This window comes from Kluyvera sp. (assembly GCF_047971185.1).
In the GTDB taxonomy this organism is placed as follows: domain Bacteria; phylum Pseudomonadota; class Gammaproteobacteria; order Enterobacterales; family Enterobacteriaceae; genus Kluyvera.
In genome coordinates, this window is sequence record NZ_JBKDZH010000058.1 from 64,775 (window position 1) to 89,822 (window position 25,048).

At 57.5% G+C, this 25,048-nt stretch carries 19 protein-coding genes; 6 read left to right on the forward strand and 13 right to left on the reverse strand.

Annotation, left to right across the window (positions count from 1 at the left end; translation table 11 throughout):
* Positions 1–11: 11 nt before the first annotated feature.
* From ACK5JN_RS16995 to ACK5JN_RS17015, 5 genes are all read right to left on the reverse strand, one after another.
* Positions 12–914: an EamA family transporter gene (locus ACK5JN_RS16995; RefSeq protein ID WP_416871237.1), complete on the reverse strand. Its 903-nt coding sequence runs from the start codon at positions 912–914 to the stop codon at positions 12–14.
* Between the two features lie 91 nt (positions 915–1,005).
* A complete protein-coding gene (murP, locus tag ACK5JN_RS17000) occupies positions 1,006–2,460 on the reverse strand; it encodes a PTS N-acetylmuramic acid transporter subunit IIBC (RefSeq protein ID WP_416871238.1) in 1,455 nt (484 codons plus the stop codon).
* Between the two features lie 25 nt (positions 2,461–2,485).
* A complete protein-coding gene (murQ, locus tag ACK5JN_RS17005; protein WP_416871239.1) occupies positions 2,486–3,385 on the reverse strand; it encodes an N-acetylmuramic acid 6-phosphate etherase in 900 nt (299 codons plus the stop codon).
* A gap of 161 nt (positions 3,386–3,546) precedes the next feature.
* Positions 3,547–4,710, reverse strand: coding sequence for a multidrug effflux MFS transporter (locus ACK5JN_RS17010; protein ID WP_416871240.1), 1,164 nt, complete (start codon positions 4,708–4,710; stop codon positions 3,547–3,549).
* Positions 4,711–4,902: 192 nt separating this feature from the next.
* A complete protein-coding gene (locus ACK5JN_RS17015) occupies positions 4,903–5,667 on the reverse strand; it encodes an SDR family NAD(P)-dependent oxidoreductase (RefSeq protein ID WP_416871241.1) in 765 nt (254 codons plus the stop codon).
* A 178-nt stretch (positions 5,668–5,845) separates the two neighbouring features.
* Between ACK5JN_RS17015 and ACK5JN_RS17020 the strand changes: the two genes are divergently transcribed.
* Complete coding sequence (locus tag ACK5JN_RS17020; protein ID WP_416871242.1) at positions 5,846–7,162, forward strand: aspartate aminotransferase family protein; 1,317 nt, start codon at positions 5,846–5,848, stop codon at positions 7,160–7,162.
* Between the two features lie 72 nt (positions 7,163–7,234).
* Here ACK5JN_RS17020 and ACK5JN_RS17025 read toward each other — a convergent pair whose 3' ends face one another.
* From ACK5JN_RS17025 to ACK5JN_RS17045, 5 genes are all read right to left on the reverse strand, one after another.
* Complete coding sequence (locus ACK5JN_RS17025; protein ID WP_416871243.1) at positions 7,235–8,797, reverse strand: AbgT family transporter; 1,563 nt, start codon at positions 8,795–8,797, stop codon at positions 7,235–7,237.
* A gap of 246 nt (positions 8,798–9,043) precedes the next feature.
* Positions 9,044–10,555, reverse strand: a complete 1,512-nt coding sequence (locus tag ACK5JN_RS17030) for an FGGY family carbohydrate kinase (RefSeq protein WP_416871277.1) — start codon at positions 10,553–10,555, stop codon at positions 9,044–9,046.
* Between the two features lie 7 nt (positions 10,556–10,562).
* Positions 10,563–11,981 carry an L-fucose/L-arabinose isomerase family protein gene (locus ACK5JN_RS17035; RefSeq protein ID WP_416871244.1) on the reverse strand — a complete coding sequence of 473 codons (1,419 nt, stop codon included), beginning with the start codon at positions 11,979–11,981 and terminating at the stop codon, positions 10,563–10,565.
* 31 nt (positions 11,982–12,012) lie between these two features.
* Entirely contained in the window at positions 12,013–12,966 is a 954-nt protein-coding gene (locus ACK5JN_RS17040) for a transketolase family protein (protein ID WP_416871245.1), read from the reverse strand.
* A complete protein-coding gene (locus ACK5JN_RS17045) occupies positions 12,959–13,789 on the reverse strand; it encodes a transketolase (protein WP_416871246.1) in 831 nt (276 codons plus the stop codon). Before ACK5JN_RS17045 ends, ACK5JN_RS17040 begins: the two co-directional genes overlap by 8 nt.
* Before the next feature lie 314 nt (positions 13,790–14,103).
* Between ACK5JN_RS17045 and ACK5JN_RS17050 the strand changes: the two genes are divergently transcribed.
* The 4 genes from ACK5JN_RS17050 (at position 14,104) to ACK5JN_RS17065 (ending at position 19,013) form a co-directional block, all read left to right on the forward strand.
* Positions 14,104–15,054, forward strand: coding sequence for a sugar-binding transcriptional regulator (locus tag ACK5JN_RS17050; RefSeq protein ID WP_416871247.1), 951 nt, complete (start codon positions 14,104–14,106; stop codon positions 15,052–15,054).
* 168 nt (positions 15,055–15,222) lie between these two features.
* Positions 15,223–16,608 carry an MFS transporter gene (locus tag ACK5JN_RS17055; protein ID WP_416871248.1) on the forward strand — a complete coding sequence of 462 codons (1,386 nt, stop codon included), beginning with the start codon at positions 15,223–15,225 and terminating at the stop codon, positions 16,606–16,608.
* A complete protein-coding gene (locus ACK5JN_RS17060) occupies positions 16,589–17,932 on the forward strand; it encodes a DUF4038 domain-containing protein (protein WP_416871249.1) in 1,344 nt (447 codons plus the stop codon). The genes ACK5JN_RS17055 and ACK5JN_RS17060 overlap by 20 nt, the downstream gene beginning before the upstream one ends.
* A 64-nt stretch (positions 17,933–17,996) precedes the next feature.
* On the forward strand, positions 17,997–19,013 hold the full coding sequence (locus tag ACK5JN_RS17065) for a NagC family transcriptional regulator (RefSeq protein ID WP_416871250.1): 1,017 nt from the start codon (positions 17,997–17,999) through the stop codon (positions 19,011–19,013).
* Position 19,014: 1 nt separating this feature from the next.
* Here the strand turns inward: ACK5JN_RS17065 and ACK5JN_RS17070 are convergent, their stop codons facing one another.
* Complete coding sequence (locus tag ACK5JN_RS17070) at positions 19,015–20,484, reverse strand: DUF4038 domain-containing protein (protein WP_416871251.1); 1,470 nt, start codon at positions 20,482–20,484, stop codon at positions 19,015–19,017.
* Positions 20,485–20,779: 295 nt separating this feature from the next.
* On the opposite strand from ACK5JN_RS17070, the gene ACK5JN_RS17075 reads away from it, so the two are divergent.
* The gene (locus ACK5JN_RS17075; RefSeq protein ID WP_416871252.1) at positions 20,780–22,126 is read left to right on the forward strand and encodes a glycoside-pentoside-hexuronide (GPH):cation symporter; all 1,347 of its coding nucleotides are present in this window, start codon (positions 20,780–20,782) and stop codon (positions 22,124–22,126) included.
* A 168-nt stretch (positions 22,127–22,294) separates the two neighbouring features.
* On the opposite strand, the gene ACK5JN_RS17080 is transcribed toward ACK5JN_RS17075, so the two are convergent.
* On the reverse strand, positions 22,295–23,851 hold the full coding sequence (locus ACK5JN_RS17080; protein ID WP_416871253.1) for a nucleoside hydrolase-like domain-containing protein: 1,557 nt from the start codon (positions 23,849–23,851) through the stop codon (positions 22,295–22,297).
* Positions 23,852–23,959: 108 nt separating this feature from the next.
* On the reverse strand, positions 23,960–25,048 hold the full coding sequence (locus ACK5JN_RS17085) for an ABC transporter permease (protein ID WP_416871254.1): 1,089 nt from the start codon (positions 25,046–25,048) through the stop codon (positions 23,960–23,962).

Sequence of the window (25,048 nt, forward strand, 5' to 3'; positions counted from 1 at the left end):
GCCATTTGCCGCTACGCCGTTTTCACCCGACGCCGGGAATCCAGCGAAATCAGCACTACCGACGACAGAATCAGCAGCGTGCCCAGCCAGTCCGGCAGGGTGAAGCTGATGCCGAGCAGCAGCAGCGACAGAAATGCGCTGCTCAGCGGTTCGGCGCAGCTGAGGATGCTGGCTTTTGGCCCGCCAATCATCTGTGCGCCTTTCAGGTACAGGCTGAAGGTGAGAGAGGTGCCAATCACCACCAGATAGAAAAAGGCCAGCAGTAGGTTGCCGGTAATCACAATATGAGTGCCCTGTCCGGCGTAGAACGGCAGCAGCATCGCGCCGCCGAGCAGCATGCTCCAGCCGACGATCGGCAGCGTGCCGTAGCGGGCAATCAGCGTTGACGGGTAGGTGGTGTAGAACGCGGCGGCGAAGGCCGAAGCAATGCCCCAGAACAGCGCCGCGCCGGAAATGGAGAGCGACGTTGGATCGCCGTGGGTCACCAGCAGGAAGGTGCCGATAAGCGACGTGGCGATGGCGGCAAACACAAAGGTTCCCGGCCGCGCTTTACGCACGATAGCAAACCAGGCGACGATGATGGTGGGCGACAGGAACTGCAAAATAGTAGCCGTCGCGGCGTTGGATTTTTCAATTGCCATCAGGAAGGTGAGCTGGACGGTCATCGCGCCGACGAGCGAGAAAATCAGCAGGCTAATTGTGTCTTTGCGGTTCTTAAAGAGACGGAAGATGCCGTCGCCGTGGAGGAAAGAAAACGTCAGCAGAATAAAACCGCCGGATAGCAGGCGAATCATCGTCAGAAACGGCGAGCCCATCTGACTGTGTTCCATGATGTACTGCGCGCAAACGCCGGAGCTTCCCCATAATATTGCGGCGATTAATACGTTAAGCATCCCTTTTCTGGTGGCGCCCATTTTTCCTCAACCCTGTCATATTATTGTGTTATGACGGGCATCATAGCATGGCGGAGAGCTTGCCCCCAGCGGCGCGCCGGGGGCAAAAAGGTTAGCTGAGATCGACGTTTTTACTGCCGAAAAGCCAGGTGAGCAGGAAGCCGCACAGATAGGCCACGGCGAGACCCGCCGCGTAGACCGCCATCCCGGCATAGATACCGCTGTTGGAGGTCATCAGCGGTAGCGCCACCAGACCAGACGGCCCGAAGACCGTATTCAGACCCACCGGTAGCCCCAGCCAGGCCACCAGGCCGATAAAGAAGCCGCCGCACGCGCCGCCGAGACAGGCGGTGACAAACGGCTTCATGCGCGGCAGCGTGACGCCGTAGATCAGCGGCTCGCCCACGCCGAGCAGGCCGGGAATAATCGCCCCTTTAATCTGGGTACGCAGCAGCGAGCCCTGCTTCGCGCGGTAGTACAGCGCCAGCGCCGCGCCGACCTGCCCCGCGCCCGCCATGGCCAGAATGGTGAACAGCGAGTTGAAGCCCTGCGCTTCCATCAGCGCGAAGTATACCGGCACAAAGCCCTGGTGAACGCCGAACATCACCGCCAGCAGGAACAGCCCCGCCAGCACCGCTGAACCGAACGGGTTACCGTTAAGGTGCAGGAACAGCCACGACATGCCGGTAAACAGGTAGCCGCCGATTGGCATAATCACCACGAAGGTTACCGCCCCCATAATCAGCAGCGTGACCGCCGACGTGAGGATCATATCGAGGTTGGCCGGCATAATGCGGCGCACCTGTTTTTCCACCCATGCGCCGATCATCGAGGCAATCAGCACGCCGATGATATTGCCGCGCGGGTCGATGGTGTGGCCGAAGAAGTCGGAGATGCCGGAATAGAAACCCACCGCCGCTTTCGGGTCGTAGCCGAGGATAAACAGCGCGGCGATAATCGCCCCGTTCACCCCAGAGCCACCGAAAGCTTTCTGCGCGTTATAGCCAATCAGAATACTCAGGAAGGTGAACATGCCTTTACTGAACACCTTCATGTAGCTGATGACATCAACCAGCGTGGCGTTCGGATGCGCGTTCTCCAGCACGAACAGCTGCTCGGCGAGCGTGGCAAAGCCCAGCAGCAGGCCGACGGCGATAAAACCGGGGATCAGCGGCGTGAAAATGGTGGCGAACCTGGCGAGGAATTTCTGCACGCGGCTGGTCTGCTTGCCCTTCAGCTCCTGCTTTTTGGCGCTGGCGATATCGGCCAGCGAAGCGCTGGATTCCACCGCTTCCGCTTCAACCAGCGGCGCTTCTTCCAGCAGCAGGTTCATGATCTCCGAGGCGGTCTGCGCTTTGCCCGGGCCGAGGATAATCTGGAACTGTTCGTTGCTGACCACCACGCCCATCACGCCTTCCACCTGGCGGATAGCCGCGGCGTCGGCATGTGCTTCATTACGCAGCGTTAAGCGCAGGCGAGTCATACAGTTACCCGCCTGCACCACGTTTGACGCCCCGCCAACCAGGATAAGAATGCGGGCTATCATCTCTTTATTTATTTTTGCCATTCTACGAAATCCCCAGTCGGATAGATTAGTGTTGCAGCGCCTTGCGGATAAAGCCGTTGTTGTCCGCCAGCAGCTGTTTGGCCTCGTCAGCGCTAAGGTCAGCCAGCACCATCACGATGGCGGTTTTGCAGTGGCGGCCACAGGCGTCCAGCGCGGCCTGAGCCGTTGGGCGATCGCATTCGGTGGCCTCCATCACGATGGAGATCTGGCGTTCAATCAGCTTGGCGTTGGTGGCCTCGACGTCGACCATCAGGTTGCTGTAGACCTTACCGCTGCGAATCATCGCCCCGGTGGTGATCATGTTCAGCACCAGTTTCTGCGCCGTACCGGCCTTCAGGCGGGTAGAGCCGGTCACCACTTCCGGGCCAACGACCGGGGTAATAGCGATGTCGGCCTGCTGCGCCATTTCGCCGTGCGGGTTACAGCTGACGATAGCGACCAGCGCGTTCTGCTGGTGGGCATAGGCCATCGCGCCCAGCACGTACGGCGTGCGGCCGCTGGCGGCGATCCCGACCAGCACGTCGTGCTCGTTAAAGCCGATCGCCCGCAAATCGTCCTCACCCTGCGCGGCGTTGTCTTCGACGTTTTCCACCGCTTTGAGAATGGCGGAGTGGCCGCCGGCAATCAGCCCGACCACCTGTTCCGGGCGGGTGCCGAAGGTTGGCGGGCATTCGCTGGCGTCGAGAATACCCAGACGGCCGGAGGTGCCCGCGCCGATGTAAATCAGGCGGCCGCCGTGGCGGAAGGCGTTGGCGACGCTATCAACCAGCTGCGCAATCTGCGGAATATACGGCGTGATGGCGTGAGCAACCTGCTGATCTTCGTTGTTAATTACCGTCAGCATCTCTTCGGTGGAGAGGGTGTCAATATTGGCGCTGTTGGCGTTGCGCCGTTCAGTCAGCAATTTGCTCAGGTCGATACTCATAGGAAACCTCATCATTCACAGTGGCGAGCAGTATAAGGAATTAATTATTCCATTCATGTGAAGGTTATCACGATTAAGCGCGTGGGGTAATGCGCGATTTGTAGGTATAGCGGGGAAATCTGCGGTAATAATATTGGAATATTTTATTACCGCAGTGAATTTTAGCGGCTGGCGCGCGGCTTAAGCAGGCCGAAAAACAGCGCGATAGCGTAGGAAATGGTCATGGCGAGACTCATTTTGAGCATGGTTTCGCCACCCAGCCCGGCCAGCGGCGCGGCAATGCCGCCGCAGACGAACATCAGCGTGCCCATCAACGCCGAGGCGGTGCCCGACTGCGCGCTGCTGACCGCGCTCATGGCTTCGGCCCCGGAAACGGTGCTAATTCCGCTCATAAACGACACCGTAAAGAACAGGCCGACCAGCGCCAGAATCGGCCATTGTAGCCAGGCCAGCAGCAGCGTCAGCCCCGCGCACAGTACCGCCAGCAAGAGCCCGTGGCGTAGCAGGGTTTCGGCAGCCACGCGGCGCGCCAGCTTTGAGAAGATCAGCGCGGCGATAATCAGCCCGATCCCGTTGAGGCCGAACAGCAGGCTGAACTGCATGGCGCTCATGCCGTACTCGCTCTGGATCACGAACGATGAGGAGCCGATATAGGAGAACAGCCCGGCCATCATAAAGGCCTGAATCAGGCAGTAGCGCATAAAGCGGCGGTTTTTCAGCACCGGCGTGCCTTTTGCTTGCTGCGTCGCGTCGGTGCTTTTCGCCGGTAGCGTTTCATGCAGCACCGTCAGGCTTAACACCAGCAGCACCACGCCGATTCCGGCCATCGTCCAGAACAGAATGCGCCAGTCAAAGGCGGTAATGATGTAGCCGCCGATCACCGGTGAGATCACCGGAGCGATACCGTTGACGGTCATCAGCAGGGCGAAAAACTGGGTGAGCAGGGTGCCCTGGTAGCGGTCGCGGGCGATCGATCGCGACAGCACCGAGCCGCCGGCCCCGGCAAAGCCTTGCAGGAAGCGCCAGGCGATCAGCATGTGAATATCGTGGGTGACGGCGCACATGGCGGACGAGAAGATAAACAGCAGCAGCGACAGCGCCAGCGGCTTGCGGCGGCCGATGCGGTCGCTCAGCGGGCCGAAGAACAGCTGGCCGAGGCCCAGCCCGAGCAGGGCGGCGGTGAGCGACAGCTGGGTTTGCGTGCCGGTCGCGTTGAGCTGCTCGGTGATTTCCGGCAGCGCCGGGAGGTAAAAATCGGTACAGAGTGGGCCGATAGCGCAAAGCAGGCCCAGCACCACGACCCATGAGAGGGAGATACGCGGCATGAAAGCTCCTTTTGAGTTATGCATAATCAATGAGGGGGACGGTGCGGCGGCACCCTCACCCCGGCCCTCTCCCTGGAAGGGAGAGGGAGAAAACCAGGCCCTTGCAAACCCGCAGCTAGCCGATAAACCGCACCGCACAGTCCCCTCTCCCCATTGGGGAGAGGGTTAGGGTGAGGGGGAACGTGCACCGCGCTAATCCCGGTCAATGGCAAACGGCTGCCATGCCTGACGCACCGGCATCACCTCCACGCGGTTAATATTCATATGTTCCGGCAGCGTCGCGATATAGAACATCTGCTCGGCGATATCCAGCGCCGACAGCGGCGTGGTGCCGCGATACAGCGCGTCGGACGCTGCCTGGTCGCCCTTCGTGCGTACCAGCGTAAATTCCGTCTCCGCAATCCCCGGCGCCAGATCGGTGACGCGCACGCCGGTGCCTAACAGATCGCAGCGCAGGTTATAGCTGAACTGCTTCACAAACGCTTTGCTCGCGCCATACACGTGGCTACCCGGATACGGCCACTGCCCGGCAATCGAACCGATATTGATAATGCTGGCCCCGGCGCCGTGGCGAATCAGCGTCGGCAACAGCGCGTGAGTCACGTTGACCAGCCCGGTAACGTTGGTATCAATCATGGTGTGCCAGTCCGCCAGATCCACCTTCTGCGCCGGCTGCGGCGCCAGCGCCAGCCCGGCGTTATTGATAAGCGTGGTGACGTCGGCAAATTCGAGCGGTAATGCAGCGACGGCGGTTTCCACCGCCGCGCTATCCCGCACGTCCAGTTCGATGACATGCACCGGCACCCGCGACGCCAGCTCGTTCTGTAGCGCCTGTAACCGCGCCAGTCGACGGCCGCTGAGCACCAGCGCCCAGCCCGCGCGCGCGAACACGTGCGCCGCCGCTTCCCCAAAGCCGGAGGTTGCCCCGGTAATAAACACCACGTTACGTTTTTGCATTGTGCTCTCCTGTACAGGTTGTTTCGCCACTATAAAAACCCCGGCGCGGCCTGCCGAGGGACAGTCGCGGCGCGGCGATGTGACACGTTGTCACAGCCGCCGGTCTACACTGGCTCTATCACTTTTTTTTCCGTCGACGACATGATGCATCAACGCCAACGCTATGCGAGGAACGACGATGACAGAGTTGAATAATCAGACCGTCCGCCAACTGGACAGAGAGTACGTTTTCCATTCCTGGTCGATGCAGGGCAACCTCAATCCGCTGGTGATTGCCGGGGCCAAAGGCTGCGAGCTGTGGGATTACGATGGTAAAACCTATCTGGATTTCAGCAGCCAGCTGGTGAACGTCAACCTTGGCTATCAGCACCCGCGCGTGCTGGCGGCGATGAAGGCGCAGCTGGAGTCGCTGGTGACCATCGCCCCGGCGACCGCTAACCTGGCGCGCGGCGAGGCGGCGAAACGCATTATTGGCCTCGCGCCGGAAGGGTTTAGCAAAGTGTTTTTCACCAACGCCGGGGCCGATGCCAATGAAAACGCCATCCGCATGGCGCGCATGTACACCGGACGCGACAAAGTGCTGTCGGCCTATCGCTCCTACCACGGCAACACCGGCAGCGCGATTGCCGCCACCGGCGACTGGCGTCGGGTGCCGAACGAATATTCGCGCGGCCACGTGCACTTCTTTAACCCCTACCTGTACCGCAGCGAATTTAACGCCACCAGCGAGCAGGAAGAGTGCCGCCGCGCGCTGGCGCATCTGCGACGAATGATTGAGTGCGAAGGCCCCTCCTCGATTGCGGCGATTTTACTGGAGTCGATACCGGGCACCGCCGGGATTCTGGTGCCGCCGGAGGGGTATATGAAAGGCGTTCGCGCGCTGGCGGATGAGTTCAATATTATCCTTATCCTCGACGAAGTGATGGCCGGTTTTGGCCGCACCGGCAGCTGGTTCGCCTTCGAGCAGGACGGCATCGTACCGGATCTGATCACCTTCGCTAAAGGGGTGAACGCCGGATACGTCCCGGCAGGCGGGGTGATCATCAGCGATCGGATCGCTCACTATTTTGACGATCGTTTCTTCGCCGGTGGCTTAACCTACTCCGGCCATCCGCTGGCGATGGCGGCGATTGTCGCCACCCTCGATGCAATGCAGGATGAAGGCATCGTGGAGAACGCGGCGCGTGTCGGCAACGGCGTGCTGCGCCAGGGGCTTGAAGCGCTGACAGCATCGTCACCGCTGGTGGGCGAGGTTCGCGGTCGTGGCGTATTCCAGGCGCTGGAGCTGGTGAGCGACCGGGCGAAGAAAACGCCGCTGGCGGCAGGGGATATGGCCGAAATCAAAGCCGCGTTAACCGAGGCGGGGCTGCTGAGTTTTGTGGTGGAGAACCGCATTCACGTGGTGCCGCCGTGTACCATCAGCGCTGAACAGGTGTCGAAAGGGTTGGGGATTTTGCAGAATGTGCTGGGCCGTTTTGCCCATTTAGCCGTGTAGCCTCGTCCGGGCTACGAGCGGTTCCCTCTCCCCATTGGGGAGAGGGTGAGGGGGTAACGTTGAACCTGATGCTTAACTCGGGCTCCAGGTATACGGCGCCGCAATACCCAGCGGCAGACCGAGACCCCACCACACCAGCAGCAGGATGCTCCAGGCAATAAAGAAGGCGATGGAGTACGGCATCATCATCGAGACCAGCGTGCCCACGCCCGCGCCTTTCACGTAGCGCTGGCAGTAGATGACGATCAGCGGGAAGAAGACCATCAGCGGTGTAATGATGTTGGTGCAGGAGTCACCGATACGGAACGCCGCCTGGGTCAGCTCCGGCGAAATGCCCACCGCCATCAGCATTGGTACCATAATTGGCGACAGCAGCGCCCACTTCGCCGACGCGGAGCCAATCAGCAGGTTGACCACGGCGGTCAGGACAATCATCCCGATAATCGTCGCCTGGCCCGGCAGCGCTAGCGCCTTCAGGCCGTCCGCGCCCATCAGCGCCACCAGCGTACCGATGTTGGAGTCGCTGAACGCTTTGATAAACATGGCGCAGAAGAAGGCCATCACCATGTATGAGCCCATTTTGCTCATCGAGTCATTCATCGCGCCAATGACGTCTTTACCGGTTTTAAAGGTACTGGCGGCAAAGCCGTACACGATGCCCGGCAGGATAAAGATCAGGAAAATCAGCGGCACGATAGATTTCATGATCGGCGCGCTGTAAGAGGTCAGCGAGCCGTCGCTACCGCGCAGCATTGAACCTTCCGGCCAGGCGGCGGCGGCCAGCGCGGCGAGGCCCAGCAGCATTACCAGCGACGCGCGGTTAAAGGCGCGGCTTTCCTGCGGCGTGACGTTGGACATGTCTTCATCGTGCTTAAAGTCGCCGTCGATGGTCATTTTGCTGACGCGCGGTTCGACGATGCGCTCGGTCACCCACCAGCCCACCAGGGTGATGACGATAGACGACGCGATACCAAAGATCAGGTTGCACAGGGTGTTGACGGTATAGCTGCTGTCCAGCAGCTGGGCCGCTGCCTGGGTAAATCCTTGTAGCAGCGCGTCGTTACCGGTCGGTACCATGTTGGCGGCAAACCCGCCGGAAACGCCGGAAAACGCGGCGGCAATCCCCACCAGCGGGTGACGACCGGCGGACATAAAGATAATCGCCCCCAGCGGGATCACCAGCACGTAGCCCGCATCGGCCGCCACGTGGCTGAACATGGCGACAAAAATCAGCATCGGCGTCAGCAGTTTTTTCGGCGTCACGCGCAGCATCTTTTTCAGCGCCACGTTGATAAAACCGGAGCTTTCCGCCACGCCCACGCCGAGCATGGCGACCAGCACGATCCCCAGCGGCGCGAAGCCGGTGAAGGTGGTGACCATATTGGCCAGCGTGTTGCTCAGCGCTTCGGCGGAGAGCAGGTTGTTGACCTTGACGGCTTCCTGCGTCATCGGGTTGATGACGTCAAAGGTCATCATCGACAGCACCGCTGACAGGCCCATTACCGCCAGTAAAAAATAGAAAAAGATCAGCGCCGGTTCCGGCAGGCGGTTGCCTGCTCTTTCAATGGCGTTGAGAAAGCCGCTCATCAGCCGGCTCTCGGCCACATCTTTCCGTGTCCGTGTTTGCGTATTCATTTGATTCCTTAATGTCCGGCAATTGTTTCATTGCTTGTATAAATGTATCAAAGAAATGATAGGGGTAATTGCGCGAGGAAACTATGTTTTTGTAGGGATTAAAACTGATGTGTGACGGGTTTATTGATTTTTTATGTGGATAATCAGGTTTTAGATGGTTGTTGATTCGTTATTTTCGATTGTCGGTCATATTTATGACTAATAAAAGCAGGAGGTGAAGGGATACTTCACCTCCTGGGTGCCGGGTCAGCTTGAGCTCTTCTGTAACCGGGTCAGTTCAACCGCAGACTGCCACTCGTGCCAGCGTTTTTGCAAACGGCCGTGGCGCGCCATATCGGGCTGGAAGCTGACGTGCTCCGGCAGGAACTGGCGCAGCTCGGCGGTAGGCAGGCTGCGTTGCGCTTTACGCGCCAGCAGGGCGGCCCCCATGGCGGAAAGCTCGGTCACGTCGCTGCGCATGACCGGGCAGCCGAGCAGGTCGGCCTGGTACTGCATCAGCCAGTCGTTACGGGTTGGGCCACCGTCAACCATCAGCGCCGTTAAGGCAAAATCATCGTGCTGGCGCATGGTCATGACCACGTCCGCAATCTGATAGGTGATTGACTCCAGCGCCGCTCTGACCAGGTGCGCGCGCTTTACGCCTCGGCTCAGGCCGCGAATCATTCCGCGCGCATTTTCATCCCACCACGGCGCGCCCAGCCCGGTAAGCGCGGGCACGAAATAGACGCCCAGCGTGGAGTCTACGGAAGCGGGGAGCTGGCTGAGCTGCTGCGCCAGTTCGGCGGGCGGCAGCAGGTCTAAACCGGTGCTTTCCACCATCCACGCCACCGCATCGCCGGTGTGCGGAATATTGCCTTCCAGCCCGTATACCAGCCGTTCGCCGTCATGCCAGGCCACGGTAGTGGCGAGCGCATCGACGCCGGACTGCGCTGAATTCACCGGTGCCATCACCGAAGAGCCGGTTCCGTAGGTGGCCTTCACGCAGCCTGCGCTGCCTAACCCATGGGCAAAAAGGGCGGCGTGAGAATCGCCGATCATCGCCATCACCGGAATACCGTCGGGAATACCCGCGCATTCGCGGGTGTAGCCAAACAGCCCGCTGGAAGGGCGAATTTCCGGCAACGCCTGACGCGGGATGCCAAATAGCGCTAGCATCTCGTCGTCCCAATCGGCGGTATGCAGATTAAAGAGCTGGGTGCGGGCGGCATTGGAATAGTCACAGCAAAACGCGTCGCCGCTGGTCAGATTCCACAGCAGCCAGCTATCGACGGTGCCCAGACAGATTTCGCCGCCCGCAGCCAGTTCGACGCCGTTAGGCACGGACTCCAGCAGCCAGCGCATTTTAGAGGCAGAGAAAAGCGGCGCGATCGGGAGACCGGTTACTGCTTTGATCTGCGCCTCTTTTCCCTGTTGCCGGAGAGACTGGCAGAACCCGGCGGTGCGTGAACACTGCCAGGTAATGGCGGCGCCCAGCGGCCGGCCGTTATTGCGGTACCAGCCCACCGCGGTCTCGCGCTGGTTGCTGATCGCCAGCGCCGCCACGTTGTCCGCGCCTACCGTCTCGATCACCTCTGCAATAACCGCCAGCGATGCGCTCACCAGCAGCTCCGCCGGCTGTTCTACCCAGCCCTCGCGCGGCGTGTTGATGCTCAGCGCGCGGGAGCGGGATGCCAGCACTGTGCCGCTGGCGTCCAGCGCCACGGCCTTGGCATTGGTTGTCCCTTCATCAAGGGCAATAATTACCTCTTTACTGGCCACGGTCGCCTCACTGATGCAGGTAGGTGTTAACCCCAAGATAGCGCGTGAAGGCTTCGTGCAGCACCGCCGCGCTGGCGGAGTGGTTCATCGCCACGTGATGCTCAAAGCCGTTGCGGCAGATCCACGACAGCAGGTTTTCCAGCTGCGGAACCTGAATCACCGCGCGGCAGCCGACGGTATCCAGCGGATCGTCCACCGAGCGGCCTTCGCCGACGTAGGCTTTGATCTCGCCGGTCAGATCGTCGGTGCTTAAGCGGAAATAGGTCAGCTCGCCGCTCTTCATGCGCCCGTGCACCGCGCCGCAGGTGTTCTCTTTACCGACGGTGGTACCGATGATATCGGCGGTACCCATGTGCGGTGACTCCAGGCTGGCGGAGGCAAAGTTGCCGCAGTGGAACAGCACGCACTTATCGCGGTCGTCACCGAAGTTGTTGTTCCAGTCGGCGATGGAGGCGGGGCTGAGATTGCTGCTGGCCAGCGCATACATGGAGAGCGCGCCCATCACATCCACTTCGCAGGCGCTGGGCATCAGCTGGCCAGACATCACGCTCATAATGGAGCAGACGTTAATGCCGAGGTTTTCCTGTAATGAGGTCCAGCACTGGATGGCGGTGGTGTCGATATCGTTGGCGATGACCCATTCGCTGATAACGACAAATAGCTTGGCCATGGTCACCAGCTTATCGGCCGGGATGCGGCTGGCGTCGGCGTTATCGAGCAGCAGACGGCGTTTTTCATCGACGCGAATATCGTCATCGCGCAGTTGCTTAATGCGGGTAAAGACTTCGGAGAGATCGAGGGTTTCAACGGCGATGCCCAGTCTTTCCAGCAGCTTTTCGCTGTAGCGCACGGTGTTAAAGCCCGCTGGACGCGCGCCGATCGCCCCAACGCGCACGCCGCGCATGCTGCTGACGACGCGGCAGATCTGCGCAAATCGCTGCAGGTCTTTGGCGAAAACGTCGCCGCTCAGCGCGCAGACGTGCTGGGTGGTCAGAGTAAATGGAATGCCGTACTGACGCAGGTTATTGCACAGGGAGATTTTGCCGCAGAAGCTGTCACGACGCGTCGCCAGCCCCATTTTATCGAGGTTATCTTCTTCCGCTTGCACCAGTACCGGCACGTTGAGGCCGGAGAGGCGCAGGGTTTCGGCGACCGCTTTTTCATCGCCAAAGTTAGGCAGCAGCACCACGACACCGTGGATGTGATCGCGGTGGGCGCGGAACAGGTCGGCGCAAATCTTCGCATCCTGGCGCGTTTCGACGCCGCCCAGCTCGGTCTGGCTGTCGTCCAGCATGATGGTGTTAATGCCCAGGCGAGCAAACAGCGCGGTGGCCTGCTCGCGGGCTTCCGCGACCAGGTAGCTAGGGAAAAATCCGCGGTTGCCAATAATGACGCCCATCGTCAGCGTTTGTGGAATTCGGGACATCGCTAATTCTCCAGTAAGATGTTCTTTGTTGTTATTGTTTGGCGTGTGTCTGGTACAGGGCGACGGCATGTTTGACGATGCCCGCCGTATCAATTTCATGGTAAGCGCGCGTTGCCGCACGGTCGCCGGCAAGGGCATATTTGCCATCAGCAATTCCCAGCCGACGCAGCGGAATGGCGCAGCCTGCTTCCGCCAGCACTTCCGCCACCAGGCTGCCGACGCCGCCGTTAATATTGTGTTCTTCAACGCTGACCACCGCCCGGTGCGGCTTCAGGAGTGAGAGGAGCTGCGCCGTATCACAGGGACGAATAGAAGGTACACCGATCACCGTCGCCTCAATACCTCTTTGCGCCAGCTCAGCGGCAGCGCTCACGATTTCATGCACCGTCGACCCCATCGCTACCAGCGCCACGTCTTTACCCTGGCGCAGCACGTCAATTTTCCCCGGCGTAAACCGATAGCTTTCGTCATGCAGTTCCGGCAGCGCTTTGCCGTCGAGGCGGATATAGACCGGGCCGATGTGATCCAGCGCGTAGTCGATAATCTGCCGGCACTCCTGTGGGCTGGATGGCGCGTAAATCTCAATGTTGCCAAAGCCACGCAGCACGGCGATATCGTCGATACTGTGGTGCGTACTGGCCAGCGGGCCATAGCTGGCGCCGGAGTTCAGGCCAAACAGCTTGACGTTGGTGTTGTTGTAGCAAATATCGACCTTAATTTGCTCGTTGGCGCGAGAAATCAAGAACGGCGCGGCGTTACAGGTGACGGCGACCTTGCCGCCCAGCGCCAGGCCCGCCGCGGCACCGACCAGCGTCTGTTCGGCAATGCCGACATTAACCAGTCGCCCGGGAAATTTCTGCATAAACGGGGCAATTTTGGCGGTGGAGGTGGAGTCAGCCACCACCGGTACCAGGTCGATACCGCGCTCAACGGCATCGATAAAGGCATTTACCATTACGGTCGCCAGGTGTTCACTATTACTCATCTTTCAGTTCCTCCAGCGCCAGTTCAATTTCTTCACCTTTTGGTACCCGGTGGTGCCACTCAGATCGTCCCTGGATAAACGAGACGCCCGCGCCTTTAGTGGTTTTTGCTATCACCACATGCGGCTTTCCGTGCGGCTGCAGCCCTTCCAGAGTGGCGACAACATCAGCCATATCGTTGCCGTTGCATTCGGTCACCTCCATCCCGAAGGCGCGCCACTTTTCGTCCAGCGGGTCGGTGTTCAGGATCTCTTTCGTCGGCCCAGCTAGCTGAAGGCTATTTTTGTCGTTGATAATAAAAAGATTATCCAGCTGGTAGTGGGCGGCAACCAGCGCCGCTTCCCAGTTGCTGCCTTCCGCGAGCTCGCCGTCGCCGGTGACCACAAATACCCGGCGTTTGCTGTTATCACGTTTAGCCGCCAGCGCAATACCCACGGCAACGGGCAGGCCGTGGCCCAGCGCGCCGGTGTTCAGTTCGATTCCCGGCGTTTTGTGGCGAACCGGGTGGCCAGGAAGGTGCGAGTCAGCGTGTTGGTAGGTAGAAAGCCAGGCTTCTGGAATAAACCCGGCTTCTGCCAGAACGCAGTAATAGCCGCCTACCGCGTGACCTTTCGACTGAATATAGATATCCCGCTCGTCGCTATTTTTCAGCTCTGGCGAGCAGTTCAGGATGCGGAAGTACAGGGCGGTGAGCAGCTCAACCTGGGACAGATCCGCCCCGGTATGACCGCCAGCCGGGCTTTCGGCGTTAAGCACGATAATGCGGCGGCGGATGGCCCGTGCTTTCTTCTCTAACGCCTCGATGGAGAGCGAAAACGGATTCATAGGATACCTCTTGAATGTTAATTCCACTTTGAATAAATATTCAATCGGGTGAAAAAAAAGCATCGATGATCCTGTCACTGCCAGATGGCCGGTAAATCAGGCATTTTTCATCGACTGGAATATATATTCACTACTGATTTATTATTCATGATTGTAAGATATGCCCTGAAACGGGGTTTGTCCACGACTTGAGTAGGCTAATTTCCAAAAAAGGAGAAAACGATCACATTTGCGTTTTGAGGCGAGTGCAGGGCGTGCTTGTTATCTATTCAGGTATGAATAAAAATAACAGGCAGAGAATCAAGGGGAATGCCATGTCTAAGCAGGATGAACAGCGATTGCTGGTGAAGATTGCCACACTTTACTACAGCGAAAACAAAAAACAGTCTGAGATAGCGTCGTTGCTGCATCTGTCGCAATCTTTTGTCTCCCGCGCGCTGACGCGTTGTCAGAAAGAGGGGCTGGTGAAAATCACCGTCGTGCAGCCGACCAATATTTTCGTCGAGCTGGAGAAGGCGATTGAAGAACGCTACGGCATTCGCCAGGCGATTGTGGTGGACGTCGGGGAAAACGCCAGCAGCGGGCAGATCAAACATGCGATTGGCAGCGCGGCGGCGCACTACGTCGAAACGCGCCTGCGCCCGGAAGACCTGGTGGGGATCTCCTCCTGGAGCAGCACCATTCGCTGCATGGTCGATGAAATGCATCCGCAGAATATCCGCGCCGCTGGCGTTATCCAACTGCTGGGCGGGGTAGGGCCAAACGGCAACGTGCAGGCTACCATTCTTACCCAACAGCTGGCCGCCCATCTCGGCTGCCCGGCGTGGCTGCTGCCATCGCAAAGTATTGAACACTCGGTGGAAGAGCGCGCGCGGCTGGTGAACAGCCCGGACGTTGAGGCGGTGGTCAACAAATTTGCCGAAGTGGACGTCGCGATTGTCGGCATCGGCGAGCTGGAGCCGTCGCAGCTGCTGAAAAACTCCGGCAACTACTACAACGAAGAAATGCTCGAACTGCTGGCCGAACGTGGGGCGGTGGGGGATATCTGCCTGCATTACTACGACGCCGACGGCAAGCCGGTTCTCAACCATGATGAGGACCCGGTAATCGGCATGGAGCTTGAGCAAACCCGCGCCTGCCCGCACGTTGTCGCGCTGGCAGGCGGGGTCGAGAAAAGCAACGCGATTCGCGGTGCGCTGCGCGGGGAATATATTGATGTGTTGATTACGGATTTCCCGACCGCTCGCTCTTTGATCAAAGAGTGATTCTATTTCATTGAAATATAGATATTAATTTTTAAACACCTTTTTCGCGAGGTGTTTATTTATTGACTAAGTTCACAAAAGAAACTAAATCAGCTTAACTTTGTTTCCGTAGTTTACTAAGTTGGCGATCGCTGAATCCTACAGTGACAAACCGGATGGTGAACAACAATGAAAACACTCGCCACAACGCCAATACGCTTTCGTGAAAAGTTCTGCTACGGGCTTGGAGATACATCGGCCAATATCTTTATGGGTATGACGATGATGTTTCTCTCCATCTACTACACCGACGTTTTTAAACTCAACCCGGCGGCCATGGGGACGCTGTTTTTGATTACCCGCCTGATTGACGCCATCAGCGACCCGGTTATCGGCTCGCTATCTGACCGTACCCGCTCGCGGCTGGGGCGCTATCGCCCCTGGCTACTGTGGTTCGCGCTGCCTTACGGCTTGAGCTGCGCCGCCGTGTTCTTCTCGCCGGATCTCGGTGAAGTGGGGCGCACGCTGTATGCCTATGTCACCTATATCATTCTGGTGCTGACCTTTAGCCTGGTGGTGGTGCCTTACGTCTCGTTGCTGGGGGCGATTTCCGCCGATAGCGAGGAGCGTATCCAGATTAATGCGATTCGTTTCCCGCTGGCGAAAGTCTCCTATCTGATCTGCTCGTTGCTGGTGCCGACGCTAATTGCGCTGTTCGACAACGACGTGCTGGGCTATCGCGTGGTGATGTGCGGTATCGGGCTGTTGTCTACCGTGCTGGTGCTGTTGTGCTATTTCAACACCACCGAGCGAGTGCTGCCGGATGCGGATCAGACGCTCAGCCTGAAGGCGCAGGTGCAGTTTGTTTTTAAAAACGACCAGGCGATGATTGTCTTTGCCGCCCAACTGGTGGTGATGATTATGAATACGCTGAAGTTCGGCGCGGCCGCGTATTTCGTGAAATATGTACTCAATATGCCGGGATCGTTCCTCAGTTTGCTGTTAACCGCCGGATCTATTGCCGGCATCGTCGCACCGCTGTTGACCGGATACTGGCTGAAAAAAGGCTGGATTAAGCGTATTCCGCTGCTGGTGATAAGCCAGATTGTTGGCGGCCTGATTACGCTGATTATCGGCCTGACACCGACCAGCGCCGTCTATTTCCATGCTGCACTGTTCGTGCTGGCAACGCTGGCGGTGGAGCTTATCGCCGTGATCCTCTGGGCGACGGTGGCCGACGTGGCTGACTACGGTTTTCACCGGTACGGCGTGCGCATTAACGGCATGATCGGCGGCGGGATGCTGTTCGCCACCAAGGCCGGTATGGCTATCGGCGGGGCGATTATTGGCTACGTGCTGGCGTGGTATGGCTACAACCCCGACACCATGACCAGCGCCACGTCGCATCAACTTTCTGCTTTCACCCTTTTATACGCCTGGCTACCTGCCGCCTGTATGTTTATCGCCGCGTTTATCTTCTCGCGCTACAGACTGGATGAAAAAACCTGCCAGGCCTTTGTTCAGGACACCCCATCTTTATCACCAGGAGTTGGTAATGAAAAAACTGCGCATTAATGGCCGAAGCTGCTACGACGAAGACAATCAACCCTTTTTCTATACGGCCTGTACCGCGTGGGAACTGTTCCATAAATTGACGCTGTCAGAAGCGGAACGCTACTTACGTAACCGCGTGGAGAAAGGCTTTAACGTGGTGCAGGCGGTCGCGGTCTGCGAACTGGACGGGCTGCATACGCCCACCTATGAAGGCGGACATCTGCCTTTTCATGACCTGCTGACGCTGGAGCCAAACGACGCCTATTTCGACCATATCCGTCTGGTCACCGAGCGGGCGAACCAGTTAGGCATCGTGATTGCGCTGGTGCCGATGTGGGGCTCCCACTGGAGCGTCAACAATAGCTGGGGGCAGGACCGAAAGCCGCTGTTTAACCAGCAAAATATTGCCGCATTCTGCCGCTATCTGAGCGACAAAATGCAGGGTATGGGCCTGCTGTGGATGATTGGCGGCGACCGCGCGATTGCCGGTGAAGACCAACGTCAACTGCTGGAGGAAATGGCGAAAGGGCTACGGGCGGGCGGCAGCGGCGATGCGCCGATCACCGTCCACACTCAGGGAGGACGTAGCACGCTCGATATGCTGGGCGAGCGGTCGTGGCATGACTTTGTGGTCTGGCAAACCGGACATATGGGGCAGGCCTATCCTTCGTGGCGGCCGATTGAAATGGACTACCAGCGTCAGGATAAACCGGTTCTCGACAGCGAGCCTTGCTACGAGGCGCATCCGGTAATGTGTCAGCATCAGTTTAAGCGGGCGCAGGATGCCAGCCGTTTTACCGACCGCGAAATTCGTCGCACCAGCTACTGGTCGGTCTTTGCTGGCGGCGCGGGGATTACCTACGGCTGCTATAGCCTGTGGCAGATGCGTCGCCCGGAAGATGACGCTATCGCGATTCCGGAAAGCGCCGCCAGCACCTATCAAGGGGATACTATTCCTTACTGGTTCGATGTCCTGAACTACCCTGGGGCGTTTAATATTGGCCAACTGCGCCGCTTTATTGAATCGCTGCCCGAGTGGTGGCAGCGGGTGCCGGATCAGGCGCTGCTGCTCGGTGACAATCCGCGTGACCGCCGTCACTGCCGCGCGATGCGCGACGCGCAACATCGGTGGATTGCGGTCTATATTCCGGAACAGCAAAACGTGGTGGTGGACGTTAGCGCCTTTGCCGACACCGGGTTTGAGATAAGCTGGTTCGACCCGCGTTACGGCATTCTGAACCGGGTGAGTGATGATATTTCGGAAACCTTTTTCCTGAGCATCGACCCGCCGGATACCGGAAGTGATTGGGTGCTGCTGCTACGGCGTAAAGAGAAGGGCAGGTAATCTGCGGCCAGGATGTTATGATACCGGCGCCAGGACGTTCAATAGTGCACCGGGGCCTAACATCATGGATTATAAAAAGCAGATCCTCAATATTCTGCACAGTGAAAACGAGTCGCGGGCGGAGATGACCCGTCGACTCGGCGTCACCAAAGCCTACATCACCAAACTGACCTCTCAGCTGTTAGCCGACCGGCTCATCGAAGAACGAGAGGTGAAGGATGTCACTTTTGGTCGTCCACAACAGATGCTGGCGGTGAAAACCCACACCTGGTTTAGCATCAACATCATGCTGCGCAAAGGCAATTTGCAGGCCACGCTAAACGACTACAACACGCAGCAGCCGGTGCTGGCGAACTATGACTGCGCGCTGGCCGAACTGATGACGCCGCAGGCGCTGGTAAAAATTGTGGTCGATTGCGCCAAAACGCTTTGCGAGTCGGCGCAGGTTTTGCTGTCGCGCGTCAAAGTGATCAGCATTGCCTTGCAGGGCGGGATTGAACATTTCACCGGCATTGTCCGCTATTGCCCGCTGTTCAACGAAAATAACGTCAATCTTAAACGCGAAGTTGAGGATGCTATCGGCATCGCGGCGCAGATTTTTAACATCGCCCATTGCACCAGCCATATGCTGGCAAAACTGTCGCCGGGCATGTCCTGGGTGGCGTTTATGCCGGGGTTCGGTAGCCTGGGATACGGCTACTGCATGAACGGCGAAACCGGGTTAGGCGAGAACGGCTTCTACCCGGAGATTGTCCATTTGCCGTATGAAGGCGGCATTGAACAGGCGTTCAACGTCGAGGAGGGCAATAAGCCCGCCACGCTGGAGTCTACCGCCAAAGCGCTGTACTTCGCGATTTGCTGCACGGCGCCCATTCACAACATTAAAAATGTGATTGTCACGGGTGAACTGTTTGAAGACTATGGCGATGAAATATTGCCGCTGACGCAGGGAATGCTGAACGACAGCCCGGACAGACATATTAGCGAAATCCGCATTCGCCATTACAAAACCGGCTATTACTACGGGGTGAAGGGGCTGGTGCAGCTCAGTTCCGATGGGATCACTGAGCTGCTGGTGTAACTTATACCCGCTGCAGGCGCAGCGCTATCCACGGTTTACCCGGCAATTCCAGACGGTCGCCGCGCTGAATGAGCCCCTCTACTGGCGTGATGGTCATGGCCCAGGTATCGATAATATCCACCTGCCAGCGGCTATTTTCTGCCAGCATGGTCATCATCTTAAACGCCGGGCAGTAGTCGCCGAAGTAGAACAAGCCGTAGTCGTCACCGCTCAGGCCCATTGAGGTGTCCCAGTGGCTACCCCATGGCTGCGGGGTCAGGCGTTTCGCGCTGCCTTCTTCCAGTAACTGGCGTAGAAACGCAATTCTCGCCACGCTTTCCCCCTTCAGCTTCCCGCCGTGCGACCACCAGATAATGTCATCGTCGCTGAGGAAAGTTTCGCCGTGGGTCACGTAGCCGCCAAGACAGACGCCATGCCAGAACTGAGCGACCATTTTCTGTGCGGTAATATTGCCCCAGCCAAGGTCGACATTGCCTTCATAACAGCATTCATCGATGACGATGGGCTTTTTAAACGCTTCCCGCCATTCCGGGACAAAGTGCATATCGTGATGCTGAATGCTGGCATGGCTCAGCGCCGGGTTGTGATGATCGTACCAGTGCGCGTTAGAGCGGTAGTGAATCGGCGGGTTGTGCCAGTTATGAATCGAGATTAAATGCCCTGACGGGTCTTCACGGTGGATCTGTGCGATCGCCTCGTCCCAGAATGCCAGGGTCTTGGCTTTCAGCAGATCAAATTCGTTGGCCAGCGACCACCAGATATTTTTAAACGACGCCAGTCGCGCCACCAGGTAACGAATATAGCGGCGGTCCACCTCGGCGGGCATCGACGAAAATCCCCAGCGGTCATACGGGTGGAAAATAATCAGATCGACCTCAATGCCCATTTTATCCAGCGTGGCGATTTGCGATTCCAGGCGGGCAAAGAAGGTCACGTCAAAGCGGCTGTAGTCGAAGCCTTCGTCAATATTGCCGGGGAAAGGGAAGTGTTCCGGCTCGGCCAGGTTATAGCGGTAGTGTTTGGGGAACACGCACATGCGGATTTTATTGAACGGACTGGCCGCCAGCGAGGCATAGGTGTCGGCCTGCACGGTATCGCTTTGATAGTTCCAGACATAGGCCGTCGTGCCAAACGGGTACCACGGCGTACCGTTCGCGTGCTGGAAATGTCCGTCACCGTCGCGGATGACCGGGCCTTTCTCCTGCGGCGCGGCAATGCAGAGGAACTCCCCCTGTTGGCCCTGTAGCGCGGGAATATTTGAGGCCAGCGTATAGCTCCAGCATCCCGGCTTATCCGGCATAAAGCGCAGGATAAACTCACCGTTATCGTTATAAAACCCATATACCGTGCGGGTATCATCGCCGTGGGTAAAGGTGCCTGTTAGCCAGCTATCGGTAAAATGATGCGGCTCGGCACTGACCGTTTCGCGATACTCAAATCGCTGCCACTGGTTCACTTCGCGGTTAGACATGGGGCGTCTCCTTACTGGTTTGAATATATATTCTTGTATGATTATTTATTCTTTTACAGTAGTGAGGTTACCGTTAACATTCTATGGTTCGCTGCGATTTTTGCGTAAAAGATCACAATTACTCGTTTTTTGAGATTTTCCTAATCCTCACTGTCTGAGGATGATCTGAAATCCCGGCGTTATGTGATACGGGTAACAGTGTGTGATTTCTCCTCTTGCCGCGCTAATTTCTCAGGTTTACGCTTTTTGAATATTAATTTATTACTGAATATTTATTCAAGTAGAGGAGTGGACCATGAATCAGCAACACAAACTGACGATCAAGGAAAAGATATGCTACGGGCTGGGCGATTCGTCCGCGAATATCTTCCTGGGTATGACCATGATGTTCTTACCCTATTTTTATACGGACGTACTGGGGATCTCCGCGGCGGCGATGGGCGTATTGTTTATCGTTGCTCGTCTGGTCGATGCGTTTTACGACCCCTTTATTGGTAATATCGCTGACCGCACGCGTTCAAAACACGGCTCGTATCGCCCGTTCCTGCTCTACCTGGCGGTACCTTATGGTATTTCCTGCCTGCTGGTGTTTCTGGCGCCAGACTTTTCCCCGACCGGGAAACTGGCCTATGCCTGCGCCACCTATTTGTTTTTGATTCTGATGTATGCCTCAACCGTGGTGCCGTATGTGGCGCTATTGACCTCGCTGACGTCAGACCCGATGGATCGCCTGAGCGCGAACTCATGGCGTTTCCCGCTGGCGAAGATGGCGTTTTTAATTTGCTCCACCGTCGTGCCGATGTTTGTCGCCTGGTATGGCAAAACCAATGAAGCGCAGGCGTATATGGTGGCCATGAGTTTTATTGCCATCCTGGCCACCGCTTTTATGCTGCTGTGTTTCTGGGGGACCAAAGAGCGCTATCAGGTTTCGCAGCAAAGCAGCAGCGTGCCGTTTACCAAACAGATTGGCATTATGCTGAAAGCTAAACCGGTGGTGATTTTCTACCTGTTTAAAATCACCAGTTCGATTGCGTTTGTGATTAAAGGCAGCGTGACGATTTATTTCGTGAAGTATTTCCTCAATCGCGGCGACAGCTTTGTTTCCGGGCTGCTGTCGGCCACGGCGATTGCTGGGATTATCGCGCCGATGATTGCCATTCAGCTGATTAAACGTGGCGTATTATCAAAACTGGGCACGCTGAAAGTGGCGCAGGTCGGTGGCGGTCTGGCGGCGCTGGGGCTCTATTTCGTTGACCCGCAGCAGATCTCGCTGGCCTGCGTGCTGCTGGTGGTGTCGGTACTGCTGGCCGAACTGGGGGCCATTACCGCCTGGGCGCTGCCGTCTGACTGTGCGGATTACTGCGAAGAGAAATCCGGGATTAAAATGTCCGGCGCGATTGCCGCAGGCACGCTGTTTTCCATGAAGGTGGGTCTGGCGTTGGCCGGTGGTCTGGTGGGTTTTGTGCTGGCCGCCAGCGGCTACAAAGCGGGCGAGGCGGTTACCCCGGAAGCGATGCGCGCGATTATGTTGCTGATTGCGGGCGTCCCGGTACTCTTCCATGCTATCAGCCTGGGGCTGTTGATGATGTTTAAGCTGAAAAGCGCGCAACCAGAGGCGGTTGAGCAACCTTCACTGAATTAACCGTGGGCTGTTTGCCTGATAGTTGGTTGGTAGCCCGGGCGAGGCAATTATGCCGACCCCGGGGCGGCTCAGAACCCATTCCCGGCGTCGCGTTCGCTCGACCGGGCTACGAGTGGCACCACCCGGCATCATGGGCGATAGTCAGCAATCTGACCCTCACCGCGCGATTTATTCAACCGTGATAATCACGCGCTGATAACGGGTTAACACCGGTTTTCCGTTGTCGCGTACGGTCACTACCATGTGGAGTGTGTCACCGGTTTTAGCATCCTGCGGCACGACGAACGACATGTTGGGCGTGTCAGCACGCTGAAGGACAATGGTATTTATTTTCTCTGTCTTATCCGGCGTTCGGGTGATATCCAGTTGCATGCCCAGTGAATTATCGACAACCGGCTGCGTAGTCGGTTTGCTGTCCTGATAAGTATCCGCTTCGAAATAGCGCCACCAGTGATAGCTGAGGGCATTGCCGTCCGGGTCGCTGGCCTGTGCCGTCAGGTTAACGGTTCTACCTGGGCGGGCGCGAATATTCAGCCCCTCTTTGATTGACACCTTCGGCGGATGGTTCACCGCCGAATCGTCACGGGTCGTGGACCAGTTCACTCTGGCGGCGAAGTCATTTTGCATATCGTCAAACCAGCGGCTCAGGCTATATTGCGCTTCATATCGCTGGGTGTAGATGTTGTAGTCCAGCACGTTATTGATATCGCGGTTGTCCTGGGCGGGTCCAAATCGCCCGCCCCAACCGCCATAGGCCGGATTTTCTCGGCTGCGAAGACCGTTGTCGATAAGATATAAAAAGGAAGGCGAATCCCCCTCGGAAATAAAATCATATTTCTGATATTGCGGATTTTTGCGCAGGTAATCATCGGTGCCGCGCTGTTCGTCATACAGTTCACCGGCAATCATTTTGCCATCGCCCATTAAGGCGTAGTTGGCCATCAGCGGCCCTTTATTGTTGACCAGATGATGATAGCTCCAGTCTCCCTTCAGGCGGCTATTGAGCTCATCGCTGTGATATTTCCAGGCATAGGCAAAATGCCAAAAGTTGCTGCGGTCGTTAATGGTTTTTAAATTCGGCCAGTGCGTTGCGATGTAATCGTTATAGCTGTTGTCCTGGTCGAGAATAATATACAGCACCAGCTTGCGATTAATTTTTTGCTGAATAGCGGGCCATTCGGCGCTGTTTTTATAGCGCTCCTCAATGGATTGTAACGCCCGTGCGGTGGTGTTGGTGCCGCCCCAGGTCTGCACATACAGCGTGCGGCTATCGTTATCGAGGAACAGCTTTTCGAGAAAGCGCGAACCGTCGGTCTCCTGTGCTATATCGCCCTTATTGCTGATATTGCCGATTTTGGTAATGGAACGCAGGTATTCAGGCGTGGGGTAACGCGGGTCGTGCGCTTTCAGGTTGTCATAGACCTTGCCGTAATCCGCAATATAGTTGTAGACCCATTGCGTTCCCGTCCAGCGGTAGGGCTTAATCCCTTTTTCGGCATCACCAGCGTAGTGATAAACCGAACTGGTCAGCACGATACCGGCAATATCCATATCGTTGGCGTATAAAAACGCGCGAATTAATGAGTTCATATCATCGACTTCACCATCGGTGGTAATCACCGTACGGGCGCGTGAGTCGCTGGTGTCTGTGGTGGTTGCCGCGCTGGCATGACCGGGTAGCAGAGCGCTGGCGAGAGAGATAACGATAGGGGCGTATTTCAACACATGATTTTCCTTAATATAAAAAACCGCCGCCAGACAGCGTAACGCGCTGACGGCGGCGAAAAAAAGATCGGCCCGACAAATTCCGCCGGGCTTGGGAAATTGCGATGGCTATTTACTTTCCATCACCGCCTTCTGCGCCACCACCGCCGCCTTCTGCTGCATGCGGTTTTGCATCTGGTCGATAATCACCGCCACGATAATCACGATGCCTTTAATCACCATCTGCCAGAACTCGCTGACGCCCATCATCACCAGCCCGTCGGCGAGAAAACCGATCACAAACGCGCCGATAAGGGTGCCGAGGATGGTGCCGCGACCGCCGGCGAGCGAGGTGCCGCCGAGTACTACGGCGGCAATGGCGTTCATTTCAAAGGCGGTGCCGTTGGCCGGGTGGCTTGCCAGCAGCTGGGCGGAGACCACAATCCCGGCGATGGCCGCGCAGAAGCCGGAAAGCGTATAGACCAGCACTTTGACCTGCTTGACCTTCACGCCGGAGAGTTCCGCCGCGCGCTCGTTATCGCCAATGGCGTACACGTGGCGGCCAAAGGGCAGGCGGCGGGCGATATAGGCGATGACCAGCGCCAGCACGATCATCAGCCAGATGGCCCACGGAATACCGAGCAGCGAACCGGCGCCAATCTCGTCAAAGCCGGTATTACCCAGCTGTGGATTGCCGGAAAGACCCGGGAAGGTTTGCCCATCCGAGGTCAGCATCGCCGCGCCGCGTAGCACGTACATGGTGCCGAGGGTGCAGATAAACGGCGCGACGTTATAGCGGGTGATAATCCAGCCGTTCACCGCGCCGATGAGCGCGCCAATCACCAGCACAATCGGCACAATCAGCCAGACGCTGGGGAAGATGGCGATGCCGAACATCGGCAGCACGATGCCTTTGGTAATCAGCCACCCGGCTATCATCCCGCACAGCCCGAGGGTGGCACCGATGGAGAGGTCGATACCGGCGGTGATGATCACAAACGTAATGCCCAGCGCCAGGAACGCGTTGATGGCGATATGTTTAATCATAATTACCATGCTGCCCGCCGATAAAAAGCCCGGCACGGTAATGGTGAAAAAGCCGACGATCAGGAACAGCGCGATAAAGGTACGCAGCTTCAGCAGAAGCAGCAGAATGTTTTCACGGGACAGCGAAGCCCCGCCGCGCGGCGTTAACGCGACAGATTGAGTCGTTTTCAT